This window comes from Lacinutrix sp. WUR7 (assembly GCF_016864015.1).
Classification (GTDB): Bacteria; Bacteroidota; Bacteroidia; order Flavobacteriales; family Flavobacteriaceae; genus Oceanihabitans.
This window is the reverse complement of sequence record NZ_CP045067.1, coordinates 180440-206500: the sequence shown is the minus strand read 5'-3', so window position 1 is coordinate 206500 and position 26061 is coordinate 180440. Positions and strand designations below refer to the sequence as shown.

At 32.6% G+C, this 26061-nt stretch carries 20 protein-coding genes; 5 read left to right on the top strand and 15 right to left on the bottom strand.

What is annotated here, in order from left to right:
- Positions 1 to 13: 13 nt before the first annotated feature.
- From FG167_RS00915 to FG167_RS00905, 3 genes are all read right to left on the bottom strand, one after another.
- On the bottom strand, positions 14 to 1645 hold the full coding sequence (locus FG167_RS00915; RefSeq protein ID WP_239004425.1) for a glycosyltransferase family 39 protein: 1632 nt from the start codon (positions 1643 to 1645) through the stop codon (positions 14 to 16).
- Positions 1632 to 2264 (bottom strand): lipid-A-disaccharide synthase N-terminal domain-containing protein, encoded by a 633-nt coding sequence (locus FG167_RS00910; protein ID WP_203459623.1) that lies wholly within the window; start codon positions 2262 to 2264, stop codon positions 1632 to 1634. The genes FG167_RS00915 and FG167_RS00910 overlap by 14 nt, the downstream gene beginning before the upstream one ends.
- A 161-nt stretch (positions 2265 to 2425) precedes the next feature.
- Positions 2426 to 3139: a glycosyltransferase family 2 protein gene (locus FG167_RS00905; protein ID WP_203459622.1), complete on the bottom strand. Its 714-nt coding sequence runs from the start codon at positions 3137 to 3139 to the stop codon at positions 2426 to 2428.
- Between the two features lie 185 nt (positions 3140 to 3324).
- Between FG167_RS00905 and FG167_RS00900 the strand changes: the two genes are divergently transcribed.
- Positions 3325 to 4266, top strand: a complete 942-nt coding sequence (locus FG167_RS00900; protein ID WP_203459621.1) for an NAD(P)-dependent oxidoreductase — start codon at positions 3325 to 3327, stop codon at positions 4264 to 4266.
- A gap of 132 nt (positions 4267 to 4398) precedes the next feature.
- On the opposite strand, the gene FG167_RS00895 is transcribed toward FG167_RS00900, so the two are convergent.
- The 10 genes from FG167_RS00895 to FG167_RS00850 form a co-directional block, all read right to left on the bottom strand.
- On the bottom strand, positions 4399 to 5394 hold the full coding sequence (locus FG167_RS00895) for a phosphotransferase (protein ID WP_203459620.1): 996 nt from the start codon (positions 5392 to 5394) through the stop codon (positions 4399 to 4401).
- Between the two features lie 12 nt (positions 5395 to 5406).
- Positions 5407 to 6369, bottom strand: coding sequence for a nucleoside hydrolase (locus FG167_RS00890; protein WP_203459619.1), 963 nt, complete (start codon positions 6367 to 6369; stop codon positions 5407 to 5409).
- A 249-nt stretch (positions 6370 to 6618) separates the two neighbouring features.
- Positions 6619 to 7503: a diacylglycerol kinase family protein gene (locus tag FG167_RS00885; RefSeq protein WP_203459618.1), complete on the bottom strand. Its 885-nt coding sequence runs from the start codon at positions 7501 to 7503 to the stop codon at positions 6619 to 6621.
- A 1-nt stretch (position 7504) separates the two neighbouring features.
- On the bottom strand, positions 7505 to 9475 hold the full coding sequence (locus FG167_RS00880; RefSeq protein WP_203459617.1) for an LTA synthase family protein: 1971 nt from the start codon (positions 9473 to 9475) through the stop codon (positions 7505 to 7507).
- Positions 9468 to 10220: a hypothetical protein gene (locus tag FG167_RS00875; protein WP_203459616.1), complete on the bottom strand. Its 753-nt coding sequence runs from the start codon at positions 10218 to 10220 to the stop codon at positions 9468 to 9470. The genes FG167_RS00880 and FG167_RS00875 overlap by 8 nt, the downstream gene beginning before the upstream one ends.
- 127 nt (positions 10221 to 10347) lie before the next feature.
- On the bottom strand, positions 10348 to 11373 hold the full coding sequence (locus FG167_RS00870; RefSeq protein ID WP_203459615.1) for an AraC family transcriptional regulator: 1026 nt from the start codon (positions 11371 to 11373) through the stop codon (positions 10348 to 10350).
- Positions 11366 to 12451: a methylmalonyl Co-A mutase-associated GTPase MeaB gene (gene meaB, locus FG167_RS00865; protein WP_203459614.1), complete on the bottom strand. Its 1086-nt coding sequence runs from the start codon at positions 12449 to 12451 to the stop codon at positions 11366 to 11368. The genes FG167_RS00870 and meaB overlap by 8 nt, the downstream gene beginning before the upstream one ends.
- Positions 12452 to 12610: 159 nt before the next feature.
- Positions 12611 to 14374 (bottom strand): amidohydrolase, encoded by a 1764-nt coding sequence (locus FG167_RS00860; RefSeq protein ID WP_203459613.1) that lies wholly within the window; start codon positions 14372 to 14374, stop codon positions 12611 to 12613.
- Between the two features lie 60 nt (positions 14375 to 14434).
- Positions 14435 to 14857, bottom strand: a complete 423-nt coding sequence (locus FG167_RS00855; RefSeq protein WP_203459612.1) for a hypothetical protein — start codon at positions 14855 to 14857, stop codon at positions 14435 to 14437.
- A gap of 88 nt (positions 14858 to 14945) precedes the next feature.
- The gene (locus FG167_RS00850; protein WP_203459611.1) at positions 14946 to 15500 is read right to left on the bottom strand and encodes a DUF2911 domain-containing protein; all 555 of its coding nucleotides are present in this window, start codon (positions 15498 to 15500) and stop codon (positions 14946 to 14948) included.
- Between the two features lie 173 nt (positions 15501 to 15673).
- On the opposite strand from FG167_RS00850, the gene FG167_RS00845 reads away from it, so the two are divergent.
- From FG167_RS00845 to FG167_RS00830, 4 genes are all read left to right on the top strand, one after another.
- A complete protein-coding gene (locus tag FG167_RS00845) occupies positions 15674 to 16225 on the top strand; it encodes an RNA polymerase sigma factor (protein ID WP_203459610.1) in 552 nt (183 codons plus the stop codon).
- On the top strand, positions 16209 to 16769 hold the full coding sequence (locus FG167_RS00840; RefSeq protein WP_203459609.1) for a hypothetical protein: 561 nt from the start codon (positions 16209 to 16211) through the stop codon (positions 16767 to 16769). Before FG167_RS00845 ends, FG167_RS00840 begins: the two co-directional genes overlap by 17 nt.
- A 14-nt stretch (positions 16770 to 16783) precedes the next feature.
- The gene (locus FG167_RS00835) at positions 16784 to 18331 is read left to right on the top strand and encodes a hypothetical protein (RefSeq protein ID WP_203459608.1); all 1548 of its coding nucleotides are present in this window, start codon (positions 16784 to 16786) and stop codon (positions 18329 to 18331) included.
- A 127-nt stretch (positions 18332 to 18458) separates the two neighbouring features.
- Positions 18459 to 19154, top strand: a complete 696-nt coding sequence (locus tag FG167_RS00830) for a peptidoglycan DD-metalloendopeptidase family protein (protein ID WP_203459607.1) — start codon at positions 18459 to 18461, stop codon at positions 19152 to 19154.
- On the opposite strand, the gene FG167_RS00825 is transcribed toward FG167_RS00830, so the two are convergent.
- Both FG167_RS00825 and FG167_RS00820 read right to left on the bottom strand, forming a co-directional pair.
- On the bottom strand, positions 19148 to 19918 hold the full coding sequence (locus FG167_RS00825) for a T9SS type A sorting domain-containing protein (RefSeq protein ID WP_203459606.1): 771 nt from the start codon (positions 19916 to 19918) through the stop codon (positions 19148 to 19150). The genes FG167_RS00830 and FG167_RS00825 overlap by 7 nt on opposite strands.
- A 12-nt stretch (positions 19919 to 19930) precedes the next feature.
- The gene (locus FG167_RS00820) at positions 19931 to 26050 is read right to left on the bottom strand and encodes an HYR domain-containing protein (RefSeq protein WP_203459605.1); all 6120 of its coding nucleotides are present in this window, start codon (positions 26048 to 26050) and stop codon (positions 19931 to 19933) included.
- Between the last annotated feature and the right edge of the window lie 11 nt (positions 26051 to 26061).

The window sequence follows — 26061 nt, the reverse complement described above, 5'->3', positions numbered from 1 at the left end:
CGTGAAGGTTGACCTATTTTTTAGTCAGCACATAATAATCGCACATCAATCTGCCATTATATTTTCTAGAGTCTGTGGCCACTTTGTTTAGATCGTAAGTTGCTACTTTTTCTATAGTATATATGGTATTTAATTTTTCCTGATCTTCCGGTTTTATACCATTTGCTAACATACCAAAAGTATTCTCTTTTGGGAAGTTATACGTGCTATCTTCATTTTTTATTTCTGGAATCTTTGCTCCGAATTGCCAAATCATTTCTGGCGAAACATAATTAAAGCAATATACTTTTAATTGCGCGGCTGATGCTTCGGCATTTAAATTAGAAATAGGTTTGTAATTGCTACTAGTTAATACATTGCTTAGCGGTAAAGCAGTTAGTAAAACGGAAGCGAAGAATAATACGGTGTATATAAAGACTTGTTGCATGTTTTTCTTTTTTAAATGCATTAAAATCAAAACGCCGAGCGTTACTAAAACGATAGATGCCAATACATACCAAAACCAATAACCTGTTAAGTTATCCTTTAAAAATACATAAGCTATAACAGGAAAAGCGATTCCGATACAACCAATTAGTCCGAAATTAAAATAGACAGGTATTGTTTCTTTTTTATCTTTTAAGTCTTTAAATCTTCGGATTAAATATTCGATATAAAAACCAATGTTTATGGACAACGGAATTAAAACAGGCATGAGATAGCGCGATTTTTTTTCCGGAATTATAGAAAGTAAAACAACGGCAAGTATAGTCCATAAAAAACTAAATCGGTAGGCTTTTTTGTTACGCACTCTATTTTTTAAATACGGATAAAGTAAGCTTATAAATGCAGGAATGGTCCATAAACCACTTTGTGTAAAAAAGCTCCAATAATAGTAAAAAGGTCTCACATTATAACTCGACCAATTACCAGTTTCTTTTTTTGTAATGGCTTCAAAAGTAACAGGATCTTGCAGTCTTACATATATAAACCACCAAAGTCCAATGATCGCGGTTAGGATAATAATACTTACATACGAAAATGCTTTCGTTTTAAAGTTCTTATATTTAAAAGTGAATCCATAAGCTATTAAAAAAGGTAGTAGTAATGCATACATAGAAACAGGACCTTTACACATAAAGGAAAGCCCTATAAAAACACCAGAAATAAGCGTGTGTTTCCAGTAGTTCGTTTTTTTATTAAAAAGTTGCAGCAAATGAAAAATAGCAACTAGCATAAAACCATGTGCAAAAATATCCCAAGGTGCTTCTATAATAATTCCTATTACATAAAAAGAGCTAATGGTAATTAAGGCATTTATAAAACTGTGCTGGTTGTTTTTAAGTAGTACCTGTGATAATTTATAAACAAAAGTCCCAATAAGCATTACCATAATTACAGCTGGTAAACGCAAACCAAAAACGCTTTTGATACCGAAAATAAAACTGGAAATAGCAGCTAGCCAAGTTGGTAAAGGCGGTTTTTGGTAACGAGCAACACCATTCATTGTGGTTAATAGCCAATTGTTGTCTACATGCATTTCACGAGCAGTAATAAAATTTCGTGCTTCCATGATAGAAACAGGAATGATTTCCAGGTTTGGTAAAAGCATAATGGCTACCAATACGCAGATACTAATTATTGGGAATTTTTCAAGTGTTTTCAATAGGACTCTTTTTTAATAGCATTAAATTACGACTATAAATTACGGCACCAAAAAGCTGACCAACAAATAATACTGGATCTCTTCTAATAATAGCATAGGTTAAAATTAAAATAGAGCCAATTAAACTTAGTAGCCAAAAACCTAAAGGTAAAGAGGATTCTTTTTGTTTCTCAGAATATAGCCATTGAAATACAAAACGTAACGTAAAAACTACTTGCGAAACAATACCTAAAGCCAATAGCCAAAACGGAATTGCTTCGTTTTTAAACAGACGTTCTACGTCAATAGTATTGTTGTTAAAATAAAATATAGAAATAAAAACAGGAACTAAAAGTAAAAACCAACGCATTACTTTGGGGAATTTCTCCCATTGCTTTTGCAATTGTAAATTTCTTATATAAATAAAATAGGTGAGTCCTTGTCCTAGCATAATGGCAAAATCGTCACGTAAATAACCATATACAAATAATAAAAAGGAAGCGAATAAGCTTAATGTCCAGAATAGTGTAGGTGTCGTTACTTTTTTTTGTTTTTCGCTAGTAATCCATTGTATTATTAGTCGAGAAGAGAATAATAGTTGTGCTGTAAATCCAATGCTATATATTATCCAAGTACTCATTATACCAATTTAATTATAAAATGTTGTGTCAAAATCGTAGGTATTTTTAAATTTAAAAACGCCGTGATTAAATCGCATAGCATCGTTACGGAATTTATGAACAAGGTATTAAAATTTAAATAGAACAAGATGACAGGCTATGTTTTATGGTTAAATAGGTATTAACCTTGTTTTGCAACTTTGTAATTAATGTATTTTTTCTTCATCCATAAATAGGCAAAGCAATCTGCTAGCGGACCAAGTAATCGGTTCCATACACCAAAATTTGCTTGACCAGCTATTCTAGGAAAGTGTTGCACAGGAATTTGAATTACTTTTCCATTTTGCAATAAAATCATTGCTGGTAAAAATCGATGTAAACCTCTAAACATAGGAATACGTTTAGCGTAATCTGTTTTTATCACTTTTAACGGACAACCAGTATCGTCCATTCCGTCATGCGTAAAACTTCTTCTAATACCATTGGCAATTTTAGACGACATGTTTTTTACAAAACTATCCTTTCTGTTGGAGCGTACTCCAGTGACTAAATCGTAAGGCCCAATATGTTCTAAAAGTAAATTAAAATCTTCAGGAGCAGTTTGTAAATCGCTGTCTATATATCCAACTAGTTCTGTTTCTGTATAGTCAAAACCTGCTTTAACTGCTGCACTTAAGCCTCTGTTGGATTCGAAAGAAATAAATGAAAATTCTGGGTTTCTATTACAAATAGTCTCGATTAATTCTTGACTTTTGTCTTTAGACCCATCATTTACAAATAGAATTTTGGTTTTTTTTGTTGCTATTTTGGTATAAGCAAGTAATTCTTTTTCTACACGAAATAGATTGTCTTCTTCATTATAAACAGGAACAATGATGGTAAATTGAAAATTCATATAAACGTAACTTAATACTGCAAATGTATTCTTTTTTGGTCAATAGAAATTCTTTGTAAAAAAAAATCTGTTTCTTTGTGTTATAAATCTTTTATAGGTAACATCTATAACTAAAACTTGATAGGCAAGAATAAGGATTAAATAGATGTTACATGTGACTTTTGAAATATTATAGATATAAACACATGAAAATTTTAATAACTGGAGCTGCAGGTTTTATTGGCTCGCATACAGCAGAACGTTTACAAAGCTTAGGCCATGAAGTTATAGGTGTGGATAACTTTTCATCTTACTATAGTTTAGCATTAAAGAAACTAAACGAAAAGGCCCTTGCAGAAAAAGGGATTACGATAATTAATAAAGATTTGCGGGATACAGATTTAGCCGAAGTTTTACCAAAAGACATCAACTATATCTTTCACTATGCCGCTCAACCAGGAATATCTAAAACATCTACCTTCGAAGATTATTTTAGTAATAATATTATTGCTACTAAAAACCTGATTGATTATGCACTCACTTTAGACCATTTAGAATTATTTGTAAATATTGGAACCTCTTCTATATACGGATTAGAGGCTACTTTTCCAGAAACGGTTGCTGTAAAACCAGCTTCCCATTATGGTGTTACTAAATTAGCAGGAGAGCAATTAGTACTTCAAAAAAGTAGAGAAAATATTTTTAAATCTTGCTCTTTACGACTGTACTCTGTAATAGGACCTCGTGAAAGACCAGAAAAAATGTACACCAAACTTATTGCTTGTGCTTATAATGATACTGCTTTTCCATTATATGAAGGAAGTGGAAGTCACTTAAGAAGTTTTACCTATGTTGGTGATATTGTAGATGGCGTGGTTAGTGTTATTACTAATGAAGAAAAAGTAAATGGCGAAATTATTAACCTTGGTACAGAAGTAGAACATACTACACAAGATGGTATTGAAGCTGTTGAAAAAATTATTGGTAAGTCTATAAAAATTGATCACGTAGATGCTAGAGCAGGAGATCAATTGCGTACCAAAGCTAATATTGATAAAGCTAGAAAGTTATTAAATTACAATCCGAAAACAACCTTATTAGAAGGTGTGGAAGCACAAGTGAATTGGTATAAGGCTAATTTTTTGTAGGTTTTTGTTGTTGTGAACAAAGCGAAGAATCTCCTTAAGATTTCTATAGGTTAAAATATATAATAATATAATAAAGATAAAGCACCGTTTTAGGACTGTGCTTTTTTTTGTATTTAAAGAAAGGTTTTGTACCTAATCTACTCTGTTATTACTCGGATTCATTATCAAATGATAGGCCAATTCTAGTGCATTCTCTTTTTCTTTTAACGATAAGGTAATTGGTAGTTGTGCTAATCCAATTAGTCGGCGCATGACTTCAATACCAGTTATTTGGGATAAAAGTTCAGAATCGATAGTATTCGGATAGTTTTTTTGAATGGTAGAAAGCGCTGTTTTATTTTTAGCGATTAAAATAGCATGTGCAGCTAGAACTCCAAGATCAAATTCTGGGAAACCTAAAAAGCTAAATTCCGGGTCAATAATATACACCTGTTCCTTTTTTGTCATCCAACTTCCAGGATAAAAGTCGCCATGTATTAAAGTGGTTCCGTCCGATAGGTATTTACTTCCAATCTCCTTAATTTTTGCTTTCAGTAATGCATCTTTTTTGTAGGCAGTAGAAAGGTTTTCTAATCCGGGTTGTATTTCATTTAACGAAAATCCATTGTTTTCCATAAATGGTAGTTCAAAAATATGCTGATAATTCAATAGACGTAAATCTTTATTTTTCGGATAGTCTTTAGGTGCCTTTGCGTTATGAATATTAGCAACAATTTGAACCAGTAATCCCAGTTGCTTTGTTTCCAATGTTCCCGTATTATACAAATACGTCATGTCTTCACATGCGCCTAAATCTTCAAGAATTAGTAAATAATTTTCGGCATTATATTTTAAAATCTTTGGAAAGTGCTTATTCAATAAAGCATTGCTAGAAATCGTTTTATAAAATTGATATTCCACATCAATACGTGCAATAGGTGCTTCAATATCTTTATATTTTTGAACAAATGGTCTAGATTGTTTTAAAATAAAGGAACGTAAATTAGTAGTAACACGTAAAACTACATTCATATTTCCTTCACCAGGCTTGCTTACTTTGATAATGTGTTCTTCTGTAGTATTAAAAAAGCCAATCTTTTGTAAAAGGGCTTTAATTGCTGCTATGGGAGTTTGTTGATCAATAAACATAAACGTATTCGATTATAAATTTTTTAAAGCGTTCCAGAAATTAGCTTTCATTGCAGGAACGTCTATTTGGGTATGTATGCCAATGCTGCGTTTTGTGTTTTCCGGAGGCGTTGCAAAGGGTTGTATGGTAGACAATTCTGGGGATGCCAAAGCTTCAATTATTGCAACATCCCACATAACCCATTTTTCTTTTTTGGGATCCTCTTTCGTCCACCAACGATCATAGGTTTCCCATCTGTTTATTAAATAACTGGCAACGCCTTTTTTATTTTTTAAATGGCGATTGACTTCTTGTTTTGTGAAAATTAAATGCTGACTAGTGGTCGCCGTCATTACGTCAAGATCTAATGTTTTGGTGTTGAGTAAAACTTCTACAGCAATAGGATCATTCCCAGAGTTGAATTCTTTTTTATTATACACATTGGTATCTGGAGTATGCCAAAAACCAAGATAATGTACTTTCAGTTTCGGAATTATGGAAGGGTCTTCTAAAATAGCGGAAGCTATATTTGTAGTGGAACCCAAAATAACGACATGCAATTTTTGATGCTCTTTCATTTGATGGGCTGTTTCAATGATAACGCGAGAAGCTTCGGAAGGAGCAGGCTTTCCATATTCCTTTAAAGGCGTATTACTTCCCAACGGAAGCGCAATTCCTTTCACATCCATTAATCGTATAATTTCTTCATTAATGATTTGGCTTTCCATAACCGTGTTTTCTGAAGCTAATGGTGACGTATGAAACTGAGCAGAACTTATTGCGTGTAGATTAAATTTAGGCTGTAAAATAGCGCTTACAATAGCGAATAAATCATCTACTTCATTTGCCGTATCTGCATCGATGATTACATCTATACTTTTGGCAGTATCTTGTGCTTTCACATTCAGAAAACAAAAAAGTAAAAGTCCGTTAAAGAAATGAAAAATCATTTTTTTAACAGAATTATTTAGATATGATTTTTTAAATAATGTCATTATAATATTTTTATATCCTTTATTTAAAAAGGTCATTTTTTGATGGTTTCTATATGATTCGAACGCTTATGATACAGTTGTTTGTTCCATTTTAATATCTAAAAAAAACCATAGCAAAATGCTTGCTGTGTATGAGTCGTAAATTTTGTGTTTTATTACTAATATTAAATTATAAAATATAGAAAAACAAAAAACACCGTTTTATAGTGGTGCTTTTTTATTAGCTAGAATAATCCAAACAGAACAGCTTTAAAGGAGTTCGCAAATAACTTGTAGTGCATTTTCTAATATAGAAATAGAAAGAGTAGGCGTGTTTATTAGATGAGATTCTCCATCTATTTGTACTTGAAAGCTTGTGTTTTCAGAGTTTCTAATTATAAGGTTTTTATCTTGATAGGTTTTTACTTCTTTTAATACATGTTGTTTTTTAAACAAGACTAAAAATCCAAATAAAAGCGCTTTTAGCTTTCCAATTTTAGAAACTATTAATATATCTAATAAGCCGTCTTTTAACGAAGCTTTAGGTGTAAGACTAACATTATAACCTAGCTCATTAGAATTGGATATAAATACCATAAAAGGAGCTGCTAACTCCGTTTTATCATTAATGATAAGCATCGCATTATTTTTTTTAGTGTTTAACGACTTAAAAGTTGCCTTTACATAGGTTAGGAGTTTTCTGCTTTCTGAAAGTTCGTAATACTTTACAACTTGTGCATCAAATCCAATACCTGTATTGCTAAAAAAATAATGCTCATTCATACAACCAACATCGACTTTACAAATATTTTGGTTTTTAATGGTTTGAATAGCATCTGCTATTTTTTGCGAGATTTTTAAATGAGATGCTAAGCCATTTCCAGAACCAATAGGTATAATACCAAGAATAATGGGCTGGTTCACTAAACAAGATGCAACTTCATTAATTGTACCATCGCCACCACAAGCTATTATGATGTCCGCTTTTTCTGCGATAGATTCTTTTGTCAATGAAATGGCATGCTTTTTATATGCGGAATGCTTTATAGTTACGCTATAGTTTTCAGTATTAAAAAATGTTTGAAGATAAGCAAGTGTAAAGCTATGCTTGCCTGAACCAGCAATTGGATTTACTATAAAATGTATACGTTTCAACTTATTTTATTTTAAGTCCGTTATTACTATATAAATAATCTGCTACTTGATAAAAAGCAGTTGTTTCCTCTAAAAAAGTGTTGTTTATAGGTTTTGGTATTAAAGCATTAGTTTCTTTATTCCAGCGGTATTGTGTTTTAGTTTTTTGATCTCCTAAAACCATAAGCGAATCTCCTTTTAATAAGCCTAATTTTCTGTAGTTTCCTATAAATGCGCGTTCGTCTTTTGGTTTCATCTGTAATACATTTTTACCAAAAAGATTCGAATCGTACTCCCAGTTGAGTAAATCAAACAACGTAGGAAACATGTCTATTTGAGAACATAGCTGATTTACTTTTTGTGGATTTTGATTTGGGGCATTAAATATAAATCCTGGGATATGATAATTGGCAACATCCAATTCCCATTTTCCTGCACTGGCAGCACAATGGTCACTCATAATAACAAAAACGGTGTTTTTAAACCAAGGTTTCGTTTTTGCATTTTCTAAGAAAGTATGAATAGAAAAGTCTGTGTATTGTATTGCTCCATCTCTTTCTTGACCAGAAGGGATAGCAACTTTATTATCTGGATATGTGTATGGCCTATGGTTGGAAGTAGTCATCACAAAGTTGAAGAATGCTTTGTTATCAGCATAAGATTTGTCCGCTTCGTTTAAAACCTTATTAAATATATCTTCATCACAAACGCCCCAAGCATTTTCAAAAGTGACTTCGTTATTTTCAATATTAGTCCGTGTTGTTTTAATAGTGTCGTTTAACAAAAATCCTCTTCCTCGATCTACAATATTAAAACCATTACCACCAAAGTAGGTGTTCATATTATCAAAGTACCCATCGCCTCCATAGAAGAAACTGTTGGTATAGCCTTTATCTTTAAACACTTCAGCTATCGTGAATAAGTTCGTGTTGTTTTTCCGTTTTACAATACTTCTTCCGGGTGTTGGAGGAATAGAAAGTGTTATGGCTTCCATACCTCTTACGGTTCTGGTTCCTGTAGCAAATAGGTTGGTAAAGAATATACTGTTGTCTATTAATGTATCGAGGTTTGGCGTAATATTTCTTGTGCTACCAAAATATTCTAAACGTTTAGCGCCTAGACTTTCGATACAAATAAAAATGACATTGGGTTTTATAGGTTTGTTTATGGTGTCTGTGTTGCTTACATTTCTAAAAATAGCATTTTGGTTTTCTATAAAGTGATTACCACTTTTGGAGTAGCTGTTTTTAACGATATCAAAAGCTTTCTTCGTATTTATGGTATTATAAAATTCGGTATAGGAAAGTTCGTTATTTCTAAAAGCGGCAAAAAAGGAATAAATACCCGTTTTTGCTATTTCGTTGTTATATCTATTCTCAAATTGTTCAGCATTTTTATTCGTAACAAAAAAGCCAAATAATAAAGGGATAATTAAAAGTATACTTGTGGGTGCTATTTTATGTTGGAAACTGTCGCTATTGTTAAAGGTTTTAATGAAAACATCTCTCTTTTTTGTAAAATAGAATAACAAAAATAGGATAGAGAAAATACCTAGAAGTAGTATTGGTATTGGGTACGACTCGTTAATATTTTTTAAAACTTCGCTGGTATAGATTAAATAGTCTACAGCAATAAAGTTAAATCGTCTGCTAAACTCTTCCCAAAAAGCAATTTCAGAAAAAAATGAAAAGATAAAAATGAGTAGACCAAGTACAAATGCAAAGTAAGTAATTCCTTTATCTAAGACAGATCCATACCATTTTGTAGGAATGAAAAGTAAGTATATGGCATAAGGTAAAGTAAAAAAGGAAACCGTACCAATATCGAATACAAACCCAATAAAGAATGTTTTTAGTATGCTAAGGATGGAGGTTTCTACCTCGGAATAATTCCAAATAAAAAAGCTAATTCTTATGACAAAGGAGAATGTTAGAAATATTAAAAGGTAAGTTTTTAATACGGAAAAACGGTTAGGAAAAAGGTTTTTAAACATTTTGTGTAGGGTTGTTTTTTAGATTTTTATGAGCTATAAATAGAAGTAAAGTCATGAGTAGGATGGATACTATGGAAGCGTTTAACGTACCAAGATCTAAACCTCCTTTGGATATAGGTTTTGTTAAAAAATCACCAAAGGTTGCTCCAAATGGTCTAGTGAATATAAATGCAATCCAGAATAGGACGATCTGATTTATTTGGGTCAAATAATGTAAAGAGACAACCACTACAATAATTAAGGAAGTTACTAATGCACCGTGTAGATAGGTTAAACCAATAACATCACTCAAGTAATCGCCAAAGGCTGTGCCTAAGCTGTTAGAAAACAAAACAGCGATCCAGAATAATATTTCTTTGTTTTTATAGAAAATCGGATAGACACGTAAGTCTTTAAATTTTCGATACCAAAAATAGAGAACTAGTAGAAGTCCGATAAGCAAGATTAGGCTTCCAAAAGTGTATCCTAAATGCAGGCTTCTATCTATAAAATCGGATATTTCGGTACCCAATGTTGTTGTAGCAATAATGACTAGCCAAAAATAAATTGGGAGGTATTTTTTTGTGTGTAATTGTATGATTAGGACATTAATAAAAAAGACTAAAGTGATAAAAAGACTAGTTAGGTATCCCAGATTTAAGGTCATTGAAAGGTAATCGCCTAGTGTTTCACCAAGTGTTGTAGCAACAATTTTCATGCACCAAAATAGCATGGTTACTTCTGCAACTTTGTTATATTTCTCCATTAGTAAAACATTGTTTTAATAAAAATTCTTGCGAACTTTTAATTAGTTTTAATTAAAGAACGTACTTAAAAAGGAGGTAATTATTTTGCTGTAGTTCAGAATAAGTTATCTGAACAAATTTGTAGATTTACAAGTGTTTTTTCTTGTATTCGGAAGGTGTTAATCCTTTGGTTTTCTTGAATGTAGAGTTAAATGTGGCTTTCGAGTTAAAACCAACTTCATTAGCTAAGGCTAGAAGTGTATAATGAGCATATTGGTCGTTTTTAAGGAGTTTAATGAACGCTTCTACGCGATATTCATTTACAAAATCCTGAAAATTGGTATGCATATGATTGTTTAATATTTCAGAAATATATTGTCTTGGTATTTGTAGTTCTTCTGCCACTTTATGAATAGAAAGTTTGGTATCTGTAAAAGCTTTGTCCTTTTCCATTTTATGAATAAGGGCTTTTTTGTATTTTGTAATTTGCTCCGGATTTAGATTCGAGTTTTTATATTTGATCGCTTTTTTGTTTGGTAATGCATCTTTAGGAGAAAGGATAAGTTTTAATGTTATCGCATAGAATAAAAAAGCAATGACTACTAGTAGATAGCTTCCAAAATTAGCATCTGTAGAAATGATAATTTCTTTAAAATGAAACCAACTTAATATTTCATTTACGATAGAAAGACTTATTAGTAAAATTAATGGGATGATAAAATAAAGCATCCATTTCCTGTCTTTACTTTTAAGTATTAAAAAGCTAGTATAGGCCAAATAACTTAAGAATGTAATTTCTACAAATAGTTCTAAAAGCTCTATAATTATGTTTTCTTCGAATACATGAATCTCTAAGACTTCAATAAAAAAGTAAATAATATTAGGAATAAAAAATAGGTAATCCCTTTTCAAGAAAGAGGATTCTTTAGATACGTGATATTTAATAAACAGAAATAGAAAGGTGATAAATAACGATTTATCAAAGAAGAAAAAATCTTGGTATTTTAGAAACATATTGTTGTAATCATCTCCAAGAATATATAATATTACAGAAATAATACAACCAATAAGTAAATAAAAAGCTGGTTTTAAATAGCTCTTTTTATTCTTAAAAAGCACAACTAATAAAAGTAAACCTTGTAGTAAAGTAACTATTTGTATGGTGTTAATCATGGTTGTTTTTTAATCCCAATAAATAATCTGCCGCAGCAAAAGGGGTAGTTTTGTTATCCTCAATAAGTTGCAGCTGTATTTGTAGAGCATCTTTAATATCAGGATTATTAAAAAAGTTGCTTTTTAATTGCGCTTCAATAGTTTGAATAAGCCAAAACTTATTCTGTTCGTTCCTATTGTGGTTTAAGTACTTGTTTTTAGTGGTAATTGCGATGTAGGATTCAATGATTTTCCAGATTTCATCAATGCCTTCATTATGCAAAGCGCTACATAATGTTACTTTAGGTTGCCATTCCGAATCTTTTGTAGGATAGAGGTGAAGCGCTCTGTTAAATTCTACTTTAGCAATTTTAGCACTTCTTGCATTGTCGCCATCAGCTTTATTAATAGCAATAGCATCTGCCATTTCTATAATTCCTCGTTTTATACCTTGCAATTCGTCTCCAGCTCCAGCGAGTTTTAACAGTAAAAAGAAATCTACCATACTATGTACCGCAGTTTCACTTTGACCAACACCAACAGTTTCAATAATAATAGTATCAAAACCAGCAGCTTCGCAAAGAATAATAGTTTCTCGTGTTTTTCTAGCCACACCACCAAGAGATTCTCCAGAAGGCGAAGGTCTAATAAATGCATTTTTATCTTTTACCAAGTCTTCCATTCTAGTTTTGTCACCAAGAATACTTCCTTTGGTTAGCGAACTACTAGGATCAATTGCTAAGACAGCAACCTTTTTTCCTTGACTTGTCAAATAGGTTCCAAAAGCTTCAATAAAGGTGCTTTTTCCAACACCAGGAACTCCGGTAATACCAACACGAACCGAATTATTAGCATGGGCTAAACAGGCTTTAATTATGGTATTTGCTTTTTCTAAATGGGCTGCGTTTTTACTTTCGACTAAAGTAATTGCTCGACTTAATGCGGTAATGTTTCCTTTTAAAATCTGCGAAACTAAATCGGCCGCACTTGGCTGTGCTTTTCGTTTTTGTTTAATTTTATTTATAGAACTAACATTGGTTATTTCGCTTACGGAAACACCTTGTTTTTCTTGCAATGCAGATTTCTTTTGTTTTGCCACTTTTTTGATATTCTTAAACTCTAAAATTTCGAGCTATTTTATAAAGGAATAAATGTAAGGTTTAAGTACCTAATTTAGCAAATATAAACGGAATTTAAAATAGGATAAGATTATAATTGTTTGGATATCATGAATACTAAAAAACTAACTTTCTCACTATTATTCATTTGTGACATTTCCATTTATAAACGTTTTTAAACATTTTATTTCGCTTAATGCACTAGTTTTAGTCTGTAAAGGATTTTTATTGAGTATTATAAAATCAGCATACTTTCCTTTTTCTAGAGAACCTATTTTATCTTCCATATTAATTTGCCAAGCAGCATTTATGGTTAAAGCTTTTATTGCTTCCATTACGGTTATACTTTGGTTTTTACCTAATGTATCTCCAGAGATTGTTTTACGCTCAACAGCAGTTTGTATGAGTCTAAAAGGATTACTTTCAAACATTGGTTGGTCGGCGTGCAAAGAGTATTTTATGTTATTATCTTGTATAGTATGAATTGGTAATATCTTTTCGGCTCGTTGTTCTCCTAAAATATCCGCTTTTAAAGCATCCCCATAATAATACAAATGATTTATATGAAAACTCGGCGTAATATTTAACCTTTTCATTCTATCCATGTTTTCTAACGGAAATAATAAACAGTGTTCTAATCGATGTCTTGATGTTGAGAAATCCAGTTCGTTTTCCAGTTCTTCAAAAGCATCCATCACTTCATTTATAGCCGCATCTCCTTGGGTATGCATTGCAATTTGCCATCCTTTGGAATGCTGTTTTCTAATAAAGTTTTTTAAACTATCCTTTTTAATCAAGGCTTTCCCTTTACTATTAAGAGGAATATGTAATTTGGTATTTGTGAGTTCAGTGTTTAGATAAGGTTCACTTAGGTACATAGAACCAATGTATGGCGAGCCATCATACCAATGTTTAATTCCTATAATATCATAAAAATCATTTCTCTCTTTTATCTGTTTTGGTAACAAATGTGCCATGTCATGTCGTAGGTACATAAAATGTCTAGGTCTTTGTTTTCTTTTAGGAAGAATGCCAATCTTGTCTAATAAACTCCCAATTAATTCCGGTTTGTTATTGGATAAATGATTAAATAATAAAAGTGGTTTTTTATCCGAAATAGTAATTCCTGCAGATACAATAGTTGTGTTTCCGTTTTTGGCATAGTCAGACATTACTTTAGAAGCTGCTTTTGAAAGTCTTTTTGGTGTTAAAACTTCTTTCTTTAGGATGTCGAAAAACGGTTTAACCGCTTGTTGTTCTACTATTAAACCATTAAGGTTGCCTTTTTTATCTTTACCATAATAACTATGATTTGTTGGATTAGGTGTGTTTTTGTGGATGCCTACAAGTTCAAAAGCCTTAGTGTTTGCCCAATAGTTATGTAAACTCTGACTAAAAAAGAGAACAGGATTTTCTGGAGCAATGCTATCTAAGTATGTTATAGATGGAGGAATTAAATCGGATATTAATATTGGATCAATTCCTTTACAGATTATCCACTCTCCTTTATTTGTTTTTTTTACGATGCTTTCAAAATCCTTCCAAACCTCGTTGTTAGAATGGTGTTTAAATCCGGATAAATCGTGCATTTCAGATAAAAACATACTTATAGAAAAGTGGGTATGCGGATCAATAAATCCTGGTAATACAGTAGCTCCTTTTAAATCTACAATAGATTCGCTCTTTGAGATGTGTTTTTCAAGTTGCTTGGCAGTACCAATTTCTACTATTTTTCCATCTTTAATAAACATTGCTTCCGCAAAAGGTTGCTGTTGGTTTAATGTTATAATGTTACCATTGGTATAAAGGGTAGGAGCTGTTCTTTTAAAATCTTGAATAAGGTATAGGTAAGAAAGAAACAATAAACCGATAAGGAATAGGCTTATTTTTAGCAGTTTTTTCATGGATAAAACTTTAGTTATTACAACAGCATTGTATAAATGTATAATTAATTATTGAAATGATTATGAATCACTAGTATGATTTAAAGAATCTAATTCATCCATGAGTGTTTCAAATAATTTAAAAATATTAGATAAACTTTCGAAATCTTTTTTTCGAATACCTCCTTTAAAAATGAAGCTTTTCCCATCTAATTTTATGCTTGGATTTTTACTATCCATTAAACATTGTGTTTCTACATTTTCAAGAAGCAATTCCGAAAAGTTACTTTTTTCACCTCTAAAATTATACGTTTCAGATCTGGAGATGAAAGTGAAAAATTGTGATTTACTAAGCGTACAGGAAAGGAAATTAGATTTTAAATCTGTTTTTCTAGCGTTTATAGTTATTGTTGTGATCCTTCTATTCCATTTTACAGATACATGAATAACCCAACTATTATAATTTTCAACAAAATGAACATCTCCTTTTAGAAGTGTTTTCATGGAGTTAATTATAGGTTGGGTGAATTTATGTTTTTCTTGCAAATGGTTTTTTAATGTTAATCAACAACGGGTAATTGGGAGGGATTATTTATTTCAGCGGCACCACAACCATGGTGTCATCCCAAGCCATTGTTAAAGATAAATTGTCTGTAGAATTATCAAAACCAATAGTAAACTGCTCCACAGTTGTATCTATTTTTTTTACGGGAACACTAATATTAACCACATCAAATTCGGGAACACGCATAGGTTTCATTTCCATATCTACGCCCCAAGAATATTGTTTCGAGTTAAACATGACATTCCAAGTGGAGTCATGGGGTATGGTCCAAACTGTATATTTTCCAGCAGGAAGGGAATCTTTACCTATTTTTAATGGTTTATTGGTTTCAAAAGTGGTAGCTTCATTAGCTCCAGTTCGCCAAACTTGATTATAAGGAACAAGTGCGCCAAAAACTTCGCGATCTCTTTTAGAGGGTCTATTATAAAAAACTTGTAGCTTAATATCATCTACTTGAAAAGTCACCGTTTTTTCCGGACTTAATCTACTACTAAATAAACCATCGTTTTTATAAGAATATATAGAAACTGCCACTACAGCAACTACTAACACGCCGATAACCCATTTTAAAAAGGTATTCATTTTTACAAATTTTTTAATATAAATTAAGAATGTAAAGATACTTTAAAGTAAGCATCTTTAAAAAGCTAATGCAAATTTCTTACCAATTATTAAAAAAAGATTACCTTTTTTGCAACACAATCATTTTTTAATCGTCTTTAAGGAGAACAAACCAAAAACCAAAACTAAAAAGCGTGTTTCAAACAGAAATTATTGAAAAATGCAAACAGAACAACCGACTAGCACAAATGCAGTTGTACAACCAGTATTGCAATGGTATGTATATAGTTGCTAATCGATTTGTAAAGGATGCAGCAGAAGCAGAAGATGTAGTGCAGGAGGCTTTTATTAAGGCATTTGCAAAACTACATCAATACAAAGCGGAAGTTACTTTTGGTGCTTGGTTAAAACGAATTGTTGTTAATAAAAGTATCGATTATTTAAAATCTAAAAAGCAACAAGTAGTTGCATTAGAAGAAGTGCACTTAAAAGTAATAGATACTGCCAATGATGACAAATGGTTAGTAGATGACACAACAACGGTGACAGAAGTTAAAAATGCGATAGATACGTTACCTGAAAAATACAAATATGTGATTACGCTTTTTTTATTAGAAGGTTATGATCATCAAGAAATCTCAGAGATTTTGAACATATCGCAAGTTGCATCTAGAACCCAATTATCTAGAGGAAAACAAAAATTGCAAGAATTATTAAAACACAGAAAAGATGGCACAAGATATTAGAGACTTATTAAAGCAAGATTTGCAAGAGCAAAATAAAAATATGCCAGAAAATCACGAAGCTAGATTTCTTGATAAACTTAACAAGGCAATGCCAGAACAGCAAAAACCTAAATTTAATTGGTTACAAATTGCTGCAAGTATTGTATTGTTTGTTGGTTTAGGTTATGGAGGCTTTAAGTATTTTAATAATCCAGTTTTACCTGTAGATAATAATACAACAGTTGTTGCTACTAAAAGCTTAGGAGATGTGTCTCCAGATTTAAAAAAGGTAGAAGATTATTATTTAGCTAATATTAATCTAGAACTATCTAAAGTGAAATTAACACCAGAAAACAAAGAAATGTTTGATGGTTATGTACAACGTTTAGAAGATTTAAAAAAGGAATACAGTAAGCTATCTGTAGAGTTAACAAAAAATGGTCCTGACGAGCAAACCATTAATGCACTTATCGATAATTTGAAATTTAGATTAAACTTATTACACCGATTAAAAGAACAATTAAAAACATTAAGTACGTTGGATACCAATCCAGATGTAATTTAAAAAGATATACAAAAATGAAAAAATCAAAGAATTTTCACGAACACTTATACCATAAGAATAACGTGAGTAAAAATTTAAGAATAACAATCCTGACCCTTTTTGTCGCTATAAGTACTATGGCACAACAAAAACTAGAGAAAATATCACAATCGATCAACGTAGATAAAGACGCAATAATACATTTAAATACAAGTCATACCAATATTGAAATTGAAACTTGGAACAAAGATGTTATTGAAATTGAAGCATACATAGAAAGTGATATACTATCTAAAGAAGAATTGCAAAAAGCCTATAATGCTTGGCAAGTAAAAGTAGATGGTTCTAAAAAATCAGTTACCATTGAAACAGAAGGAGTTTCTAACTCTTGGTCTAACGAAGGGATTGCGCTTTTTGATGAAAACTCCATAGATGCCCTTAAAGAACTAGAGTTTAAACTGGCCGATTTACCAGTAATGCCATTGGTAGAAGGTTTAATGGAGTCTTTACAGATAAATAATATGCCGAAAATGCCAAACCTTCCTGATTTACCAGATGGAATGAATAACTTTAATTTCGACTATGAAAAATACCAAGAAGAAGGGGAAGATTATCTAGAAAAATGGAGCAAGGAATACGAAGATAAATATGGTAAGGAGTATTCTGATAAGATGGAAAACTGGGCTAAAAACTTTGATGATAAAGATTGGAAAGAATACGAAAAGAAAATGGAAGCTTGGGGCGAAAAATTTGGAGAACAGTTTGGAAGTGAATTTGAAAAAAACATGGAAGAATGGGGAGAAGAATTTGGAAAGAATTTTGAAAAAAAGATGGAAGCTTGGGGGCAAAATTTAGAAAAAGCAATTGAAGAAAGCGATTTTGAAGAAAATATGGAAGCTTGGGGAGAAGCTCTAGGGAAACGTATTGAAGCATCTATTGAAAGATCTTTTGGAGAAGAAGGAGATAAGAAAGATGAGACGCATGAAGATTTATTTTCTAGTTCTAAAAAATCGAACTTAAAAGTAAAGAAGACCATAAAAATTAAAATGCCTAAAAAAGCAAAACTTAAATTGAATGTAAGGCATGGTGAACTTAATTTAGCGTCGGTAATACACAATTTAAAAGCAGATATTTCGCATTCTAGTTTAACAGCAAATACCATTGATGGAAGCCAGACTTCCATCAATGTTTCGTATTCTCCTGTTAAAATTACAAATTGGAATGCTGGCGAATTAAATCTTAACTATGTAGATCAAGCACGAATAACTGCTGCTACTAGTTTGGTTTTAAGTGCAAATTCTTCCAATGTTATGCTTAAAAATATTTTAAGCAATGCCATTATAGATGGTAGTTTTGGTGATTTAGTTATCGGTAATATTTCTAATGATTTTAAAAATATTAATCTGGTTTTAGAAAACAGCGAAGCCAATGTGAAACTGCCTCAAGGAGATTATAACTTATTTTATAAAGGCACAAAATCTTTATATAATAACGAAAGTACTTCTAGTAAAACCATAAATAGTGACAGTAATAAAACCATCGTTATTAATGCAAAATATAGCAATGTAGTAGTTGAAAAGTAAACATCTATACACCTTTAGTATTTGTCAAACGGAATGTGTTTCCAATTCTGAAATACATCCAAAAGAACCAATTATCTCTTTTTAAACTTCATGCATTTATGTTTACTTTTGAAAGAAAGTAGATTCAATGCATTCTGAAGATTTCTTCTTATTCTTAAAAAGCATCCACAAAAAACCGCTTCGTGTATTAGATGCTACTATTCCAAATTCAGATTATATTTCAATAGATTTATCGGAAAACAATTCCGATTTAAATACGTTTAATGTTTCTTCTTCGCAAGATTGGCAAGGTTTTATACAACACTATTTAAAAAAGCATAATAAAAAAGTTGCTTTTGGTGGTTATGCTGAAAAGCGAAATATTTACAAACGAAGTACTTATTTTAAGTCCCAAAATATAGAGGAAGAACGAAACATTCATTTAGGCATCGATTTATGGATTGCGGCAGGAACAAAAATATACACACCTTTGGATGCAACCGTTCATAGTTTTAAAAACAATCCTAATTTTGGGGATTATGGACCAACTATAATTTTAAAGCATAGTATTAAAGATCAAGTTTTTTATACCCTTTATGGTCATTTAAGTGTGGCATCTATACAATCTATAAAAGTAGGTCAACTTTTAAAAGCGGGAGCATGTATTGCAACTTTAGGAGATGCAACAGTTAATGGCGATTATGCGCCACATCTACACTTTCAAATTATAAGAAATATGGAAGATTATATTGGTGATTATCCTGGAGTATGTAGCAAAAAAAATCTGAACAAGTTTATAAAAAACTGTCCAGACCCTAACACGTTACTAAAGCTTGGTTATTGATTAATTAGTATTTTAAAATTGGCGACTTCATTTTCTATAGATGTAATGGTTATAAAGTATAACGCTTCTTCTAGATGTTGCACAGGAATAGCTATTTGGTTTGAAATAGTATGTATATCTTCTATTTGTTGAATACGTTTACCATCGATACTGTGAATGCTTATGTTTTTAATTTCTGAAGCAGTATTTGTTTTGATATAAAGCACATCACTTACGGGATTTGGAAATACTGAAAAGCTTTCACTAAAGTTGTTTTCTTCGGTAGTAAGTGTTGCTAATATAATATTGTTTGCAGACCCTATTATATCGATACCACTACTATTTCCTACACCAGTTCCATTAGGGTTTCCATTGGATGCTAAGTCATGCGTAATCAATATGTTTTCTGTGGCTGCTACAACCTCAAAAACAGCAGTAAAAACGGTTGTTGTTCCAGTTACGTCATTGGATAAAGAACCAGCAGAATATCGTATCACCCCAGATTCTGAGGTGATATTTTGTATTTCATTTAAATCCGTATTATCTGGAGTTAAACTGTTTAATTGAATGGCAGAATTATTGTAATTTAAATATACTTGTACCACTCTGTATGGTGTTGTTCCTGCAACTGCCTGCAAAGTGTATGTAAAAGTTTGTCCTACCGTTACTGGAGGAACTACATCTACATTAGCTACTACATCTACTGTTTGTGCAGTAAGATGGATACTACTAACCAAAGTTAGTAATAAGAACATTTTTATCTGAATTGATTTTAATGTTTTCATAATTTCTATTTTTTAATCGTTTTGTGTTTCGCTAGACAACCCATAGTTTCCAGATAATATTCCATAGTCTAAAAAGTTGACGCTTAAATTTTCATCAAAATCTGCACGGCTGTCATATCCCATCTGAATGGAATTTAAACCGTATGTGCCAGATAGAATCCCATAGTCTAAATAATTGATAGTGTTATCATTATTAATATCTCCAGCTAATAATTGGCTTACAGTTTCTGTTTGATTACTTATTAAAGAAACATTTAAAAGGCGTTGTAAATACATAGGATGTTTTACTAATACTTTATAATTTCCTGGAAGAATTTCTGTGCTTAGTATTATATTTCCAAAAGCATCTGCTGTTTCGCTTAAGCTGTAAGCAGGAGTTACTAAATCATTAACGTTATATATAATAACCGAATAGGTACCAGAATGATCTGTTTTACCCTGTAAAGAAACATTTAAGTTTAAACTATAGGTAGAAGTAACCGTTATTGTTTGCACACAAGTTAGTGAGTCATTTCCTGCAGCATCTGTTGCCGTCCATGTTATGGTTGTTTCCCCTAAAGGATAAGGATCTGTTAATAGTAAGGCATCATTTCTTATTCCATTATAGGTAAAGGTGCTTGGGCAATTGTCTGTTGCTGTTGGTTCTGCAATAGGTATCGTTGCTTGAGTGACACCTTCAGCGACAAGTTCTTCTATATTTGAAGGACAAGTAATTACAGGTAATTCGTCGTCTGTAATCGTTATGGTTTGATTACAAGAAATAGAATCATTACTGGAAGCATCTGTTGCAGTCCATGTAATAATAGTATCACCAACAGGGTAAGGATCTGTTAATAGTAATGCATCATTTCGTACGCCAGTATATGTAATTGTACCCAAACAATTATCTGTTGCAGTTGGTTCTGTAATAGTAACTATAGCGTCACAAGAAGCGGTATCCGCAGTTTGTGTAATATCTAAAGGACAAGTAATCACAGGTAATTCATCTTCATAAATCGTTATTGTTTGATTACAAGAAATAGAATCATTTTCTGCAGTGTCTGTTGCAGTCCACGTAATAATAGTATCACCAACAGGATAAGGATCTGTTAATAATAAGGCATCATTTCGTACGCCAGTATATGTAATAGTTCCAATGCAATTATCTGTTGCAGTTGGTTCTATGATGGTAACCAAAGCATCACAAGAAGCGGTATCCGCAATTTGTGTAATATCTAACGGACAAGTAATAACAGGTAATTCGTCGTCTGTAATCGTTATGGTTTGATCACAAGTAATCGAATTATTACTAGCTGCATCTGTTGCAGTCCATGTAATAATAGTATCCCCAACGGGATAAGGGTCTGTTAATAATAAAGTGTCATTTCGTACACCATTATAAGTTATAGTAGTGGTGCAATTATCTGTTGCAGTTGGTTCTATGATGGTAACCAAAGCATCACAAGAAGCGGTATCCGCAATTTGTGTAATATCTAACGGACAAGTAATTACAGGTAATTCGTCGTCTGTAATCGTTATGGTTTGATCACAAGTAGTCGAATCATTACTAGCTGCATCTGTTGCAGTCCATGTAATAATAGTATCCCCAACGGGATAAGGGTCTGTTAATAATAAAGCGTCATTTCGTACACCATTATAAGTAATAGTAGTGGTGCAATTATCTGTTGCAGTTGGCTCTATAATTGTAACTAAAGCATCACAGACAGCTGCATCCGCAGTTTGTGAAATGTCTGTAGGACAAGTAATAACAGGTAATTCATCATCCGTAATTGTTATTGTTTGATCACAAGTAATGGAATCATTACTAGCGGCATCTGTTGCTATCCAAGTAATAATAGTATCCCCAACAGGATATGGATCTGTTAATAATAAGGCATCATTTCGTACACCATTATAAGTAATCGTTCCTGTGCAATTATCTGTCGCAGTTGGATTGATGATTGTAATTAAAGCATCACAAGCAGCTGCATCCGCAGTTTGTGAAATATCTGAAGGACAAGTAATTACAGGTGATTCGTTGTCTGTAATCGTTATGGTTTGATCACAAGTAATCGAATTATTACTAGCTGCATCTGTTGCAGTCCATGTAATAATAGTATCCCCAACGGGATAAGGGTCTGTTAATAATAAAGTGTCATTTCGTACACCATTATAAGTTATAGTAGTGGTGCAATTATCTGTTGCAGTTGGCTCTATTATGGTTACAAGCGCATTACAAGAAGCGGTGTCCGCAGTTTGTATAATGTCTAACGGACAAGTAATCACAGGAGGTTCGGTATCTTCAAGAACGGTCCAAATAAATGTTTCTGTAGCATCGCTACTACCAAGTTTAGAAACCGTAACAGTTACTTGATGTATACCATCGCTATTTAATCCTCCAGTTGTAGCACTAGCATCTATAGTGCCAAAAATTAGCCCATTAGTTGGTTCAATTTGTAATCCACTTGGTTGTCCGATAATGGAATAGGTGAAGTTTTCAGAAGCGCTTCCGCCATTAGCAATAGCAGAAAAATCTGAAATTTCTAAAGCACAATTGGTAATATCTGCAATAGGATCGATACTGATATCCGAAGCTTGTAAGGCAAGAATTTCAATAGCATTTACCATTGGATTTTCTAAGATTCTAAAAAATTCAATTTCTAAAATTCCATCTAATACAAGTACGTTTTGCTGAATCAATCCTGCAACTCTATTACCATAAGTTTCAGAAGGGTCAAAGTTTTCTAAAAATCTTTGGTTTTCTATATCTACACTATATAATCGTTCTCCAGGTTCCGATGTTCCATTATATAGGTTTGCGACATAAAAATTCACAATATAATCGCCATTGGGTACCGGAATAGAAAATATCATAGGAATAGAAGAAGCACTAATACTCCGTTGTGAATTCATAACGGTTTCATAAGTAGTTTGGTCTATATAGTTAGGAATGGATGCATCTTTTAAGGAGTAATCTAAAGTAGAAAGTACATATCTAGATCCAGAAGAAACAGAATAGGATACGCCTGTATAAGTTCCATTAAGTTCATTAAATTCCCAATCTGGACCAGAATCATTTGCGGCTACTAAAGGGCCTCCAGCATTTATTCTAACTATTGGTGAAAATGCATCTGTGATTTCTCCTGTTAAATTTATTGGAATAGAAGGGTTGTTTCCTGAATGTACAATTTCTACAGAAGCGCTCTTTCCTCCTAAAATAGTATTCGAAATAAAGTGAATAGGAATTTCTTCACTGGTTCCTGCATTAATGGTTAATGGTAAGGATATATTACTTGAAAACATAGCAGCGTCTGTGCCAGAAAAATTTAGTGCAGTTATGGTAATAGCATCATCTGTTGGTCCTCCCTCATTATTTACGGTTATATGTTTTGTTCTTAATGAATTGGTAGTAGGGGTTAAGCCAAAATCTAAAGGATTTGGATTGGAAGTTAATATGCCGTTTTGGTTTTCATACACTTCAAAATAATCCCAAGTAGCCGTAAAAGGATTGGAATCATTCCCAGATGCATCTTTAGCTGTGGAAACCATACCAATAGCTAAACCTTGATTGTCTGTGGCATCTAAAAAGTTTAATGGCAAGCTAATAGGGCTGCCTAACACCACTAGTGTTTGTCCGTCATCTATGGAATAAAATGGTTGTGCTGTATTTGCGGAAGGATTTATACTAAAGTACAAACCTACAGAACCTGCATTTAATATTCCGGGAATATCATAACTATTGTTCGAGGTAATAACACCATTGTCTTCTAATAATACTTGTAAGCCATTTTCAGAATCACTATTACTAACGCCATTCATTAAAACAAGCTTCAGGTAGTTGTCTTGATCGCCATTACCAAAACTTATACCATAAGATTGATGATCTATAGGAGCTGTTTGCGAACCGCTAATCCCGAAAAAAGGAGACTCTATTTTAGAATGAATGGTAAACGGATTAGAATTGGTATCTACATTAACACCAAATTGAAACCCATTTTTTTGGTCGTTTGTTACGGTATCACCTCCAGTAGTTAGATCTACAGTGGCTTTTCCAGCAGCACCACCAAAAGATAAATTCTCTTCTACAAATTGTGTTAAATAATCTGTAGTTCCAGAAGGATCTAGCATTAAGCCAGTAAAACCTAAACCAAATAAACCAGTTCCTGGGTCATTATTCCAAAAAGGTAAATCTACAGGGAGATTGGTGGTTAAACCATTATTTGCATCCAAAGCAAATACATCATTAACATCTAATACGCCATCGTTGTCATCATCTGTGTCATTTAAATCGGAAATAAAATCCCCATCATTATCATTTGGTTTGCTTCCTTGTGAGCAAATATTAGTGCCGTTATCTAATTCATCCTGATTAGAAAATCCATCTCCATCGTTATCTGCAAGCGCATCATAACCTGGCTCTCCAGGTTGTGTGCAATCTAAATCGGACGGTTCAAAAACAGTAATGTTATTTGCACCGTAGGTTGCTGCCCAAACGGTACCCGGAAATATATCTGTATCTCCTTGTGCTGTAACATCTAAAGGTAAAGCGCCAAAACCACTAAATACAACTTCGTGCTCTAAAACACTATCTCCAGCAGCATTTAACACATATCTATTAATGTCACCATTAAAGGAAGCTGTTAGTATATTACCTTGCATGATGCCACCAAAATTACTAGCAGTATATTCCGTTATTCCATTAGTAGAAGAAGGGCGAAAATCTAGAATGTTAATTTTTGAACTACCTACAGGTTCATCGACTAGGTATTCTGCTAAACGAGGATCATCGGGGAAATCTGCAATAGTAAAAGAAGGATTGAAATATCCTGAAGTACCTGCTATAAGCGTTTGTAAGTCATTAGTGCTTGTTGCTACCCAGGAACCATTTATATTTTGGTATGCTATGATATTCGCTCTAGAAGGAAATGCATTTATAGGAATTGGGTGTCCGCCATAATAGGTTTTATTGGCATCATTAACTGTCCCAACAAAATGTAAAGGATCACCAATCAAACTACTTCCAGACTCATTCATTTCATTCGTTATATAATGATTTAATGGATCGTAGGTTACTGTACTTTCATCTCCTAATAATGTATTTGTTGCATTATCGTAAATTTTAGGAACACCTCCCCAAAGGGAATTTGGTCCATTATCTGAAGTATAAATTCTTCCGTTTTCTGTAATAACAACATCGTAGGCATTTCTAAAACCAGGAGCAAATAGTTGAATTGGACCTCCTGCTTCAGGAAAAGCCTGATTTAAACTATTATGCCCTCCAAAAGGATCGTTGATATCAATGGTTGCATCTCTTAAAGGGTGTCCAACTGGATACGGAAATTCGGCATGTGTTTTATCGATATCTAATCTTGTTGGGTCATTTAAAGTGGGTAAATCATAAACGTAATCCGTATTGTTTCTAGGATCTGTATATACAGGCATTTGGTCTAGTTGCGAAAGATTGACTATTAACATAGAACCAGATAAAAAATATTCTGGAGTACCAGCAAAATTATTACTTGGTGCCCCTTTATTCGTGTTACCGCCTTGCACAATTAAAAGATAAGTGCTTCCAGAGCGTTCAAAAATATCCATGCCGTTTATGGCATGGTTTTCTTCACAACGAGGTAAGCCTCTAATTAAATCGACTTTATTCCAAGTAGAACCATTCCATTCTAATTTAGATAAAATACTAGAATTCGTGTCTAAGTTGGTATCGCTTCCAGCACCTCCACCACCAAATAGGTAGTCAGATGAGGTTACATAAAGAATTGGATTTGTAGAAGTTCCTGCAGTAGCTATCCCAGTAATTAAACGCTGTTGTGTCGTATTCGCAATACCAGAATCATCATGATTAACAATTCCAGTTTGAATAGCAGTAATCTGTTCTGTAGTTGATATGGAGTAGGTTCCATTTCCAGATGTAGCAGCATCTCTATTTATAGTGTATGCCCAAATTTTACCATCTTGTTGTGCAACATATAATCGGTTGTCTGGACCAAATTCTAAAGAAGTAGGGTTAAGAACCGTTTCTCCAACCAAGCCAGATGCGCCAAAACTAATAGTTTGCGCAAATATATTTGGTGAAAAATGAAATGCAGAAATTAAGATAAATAGCACAAAATTTCGCTTTAATGCAAAGTAAAGCTTCATAATTTTTTTTC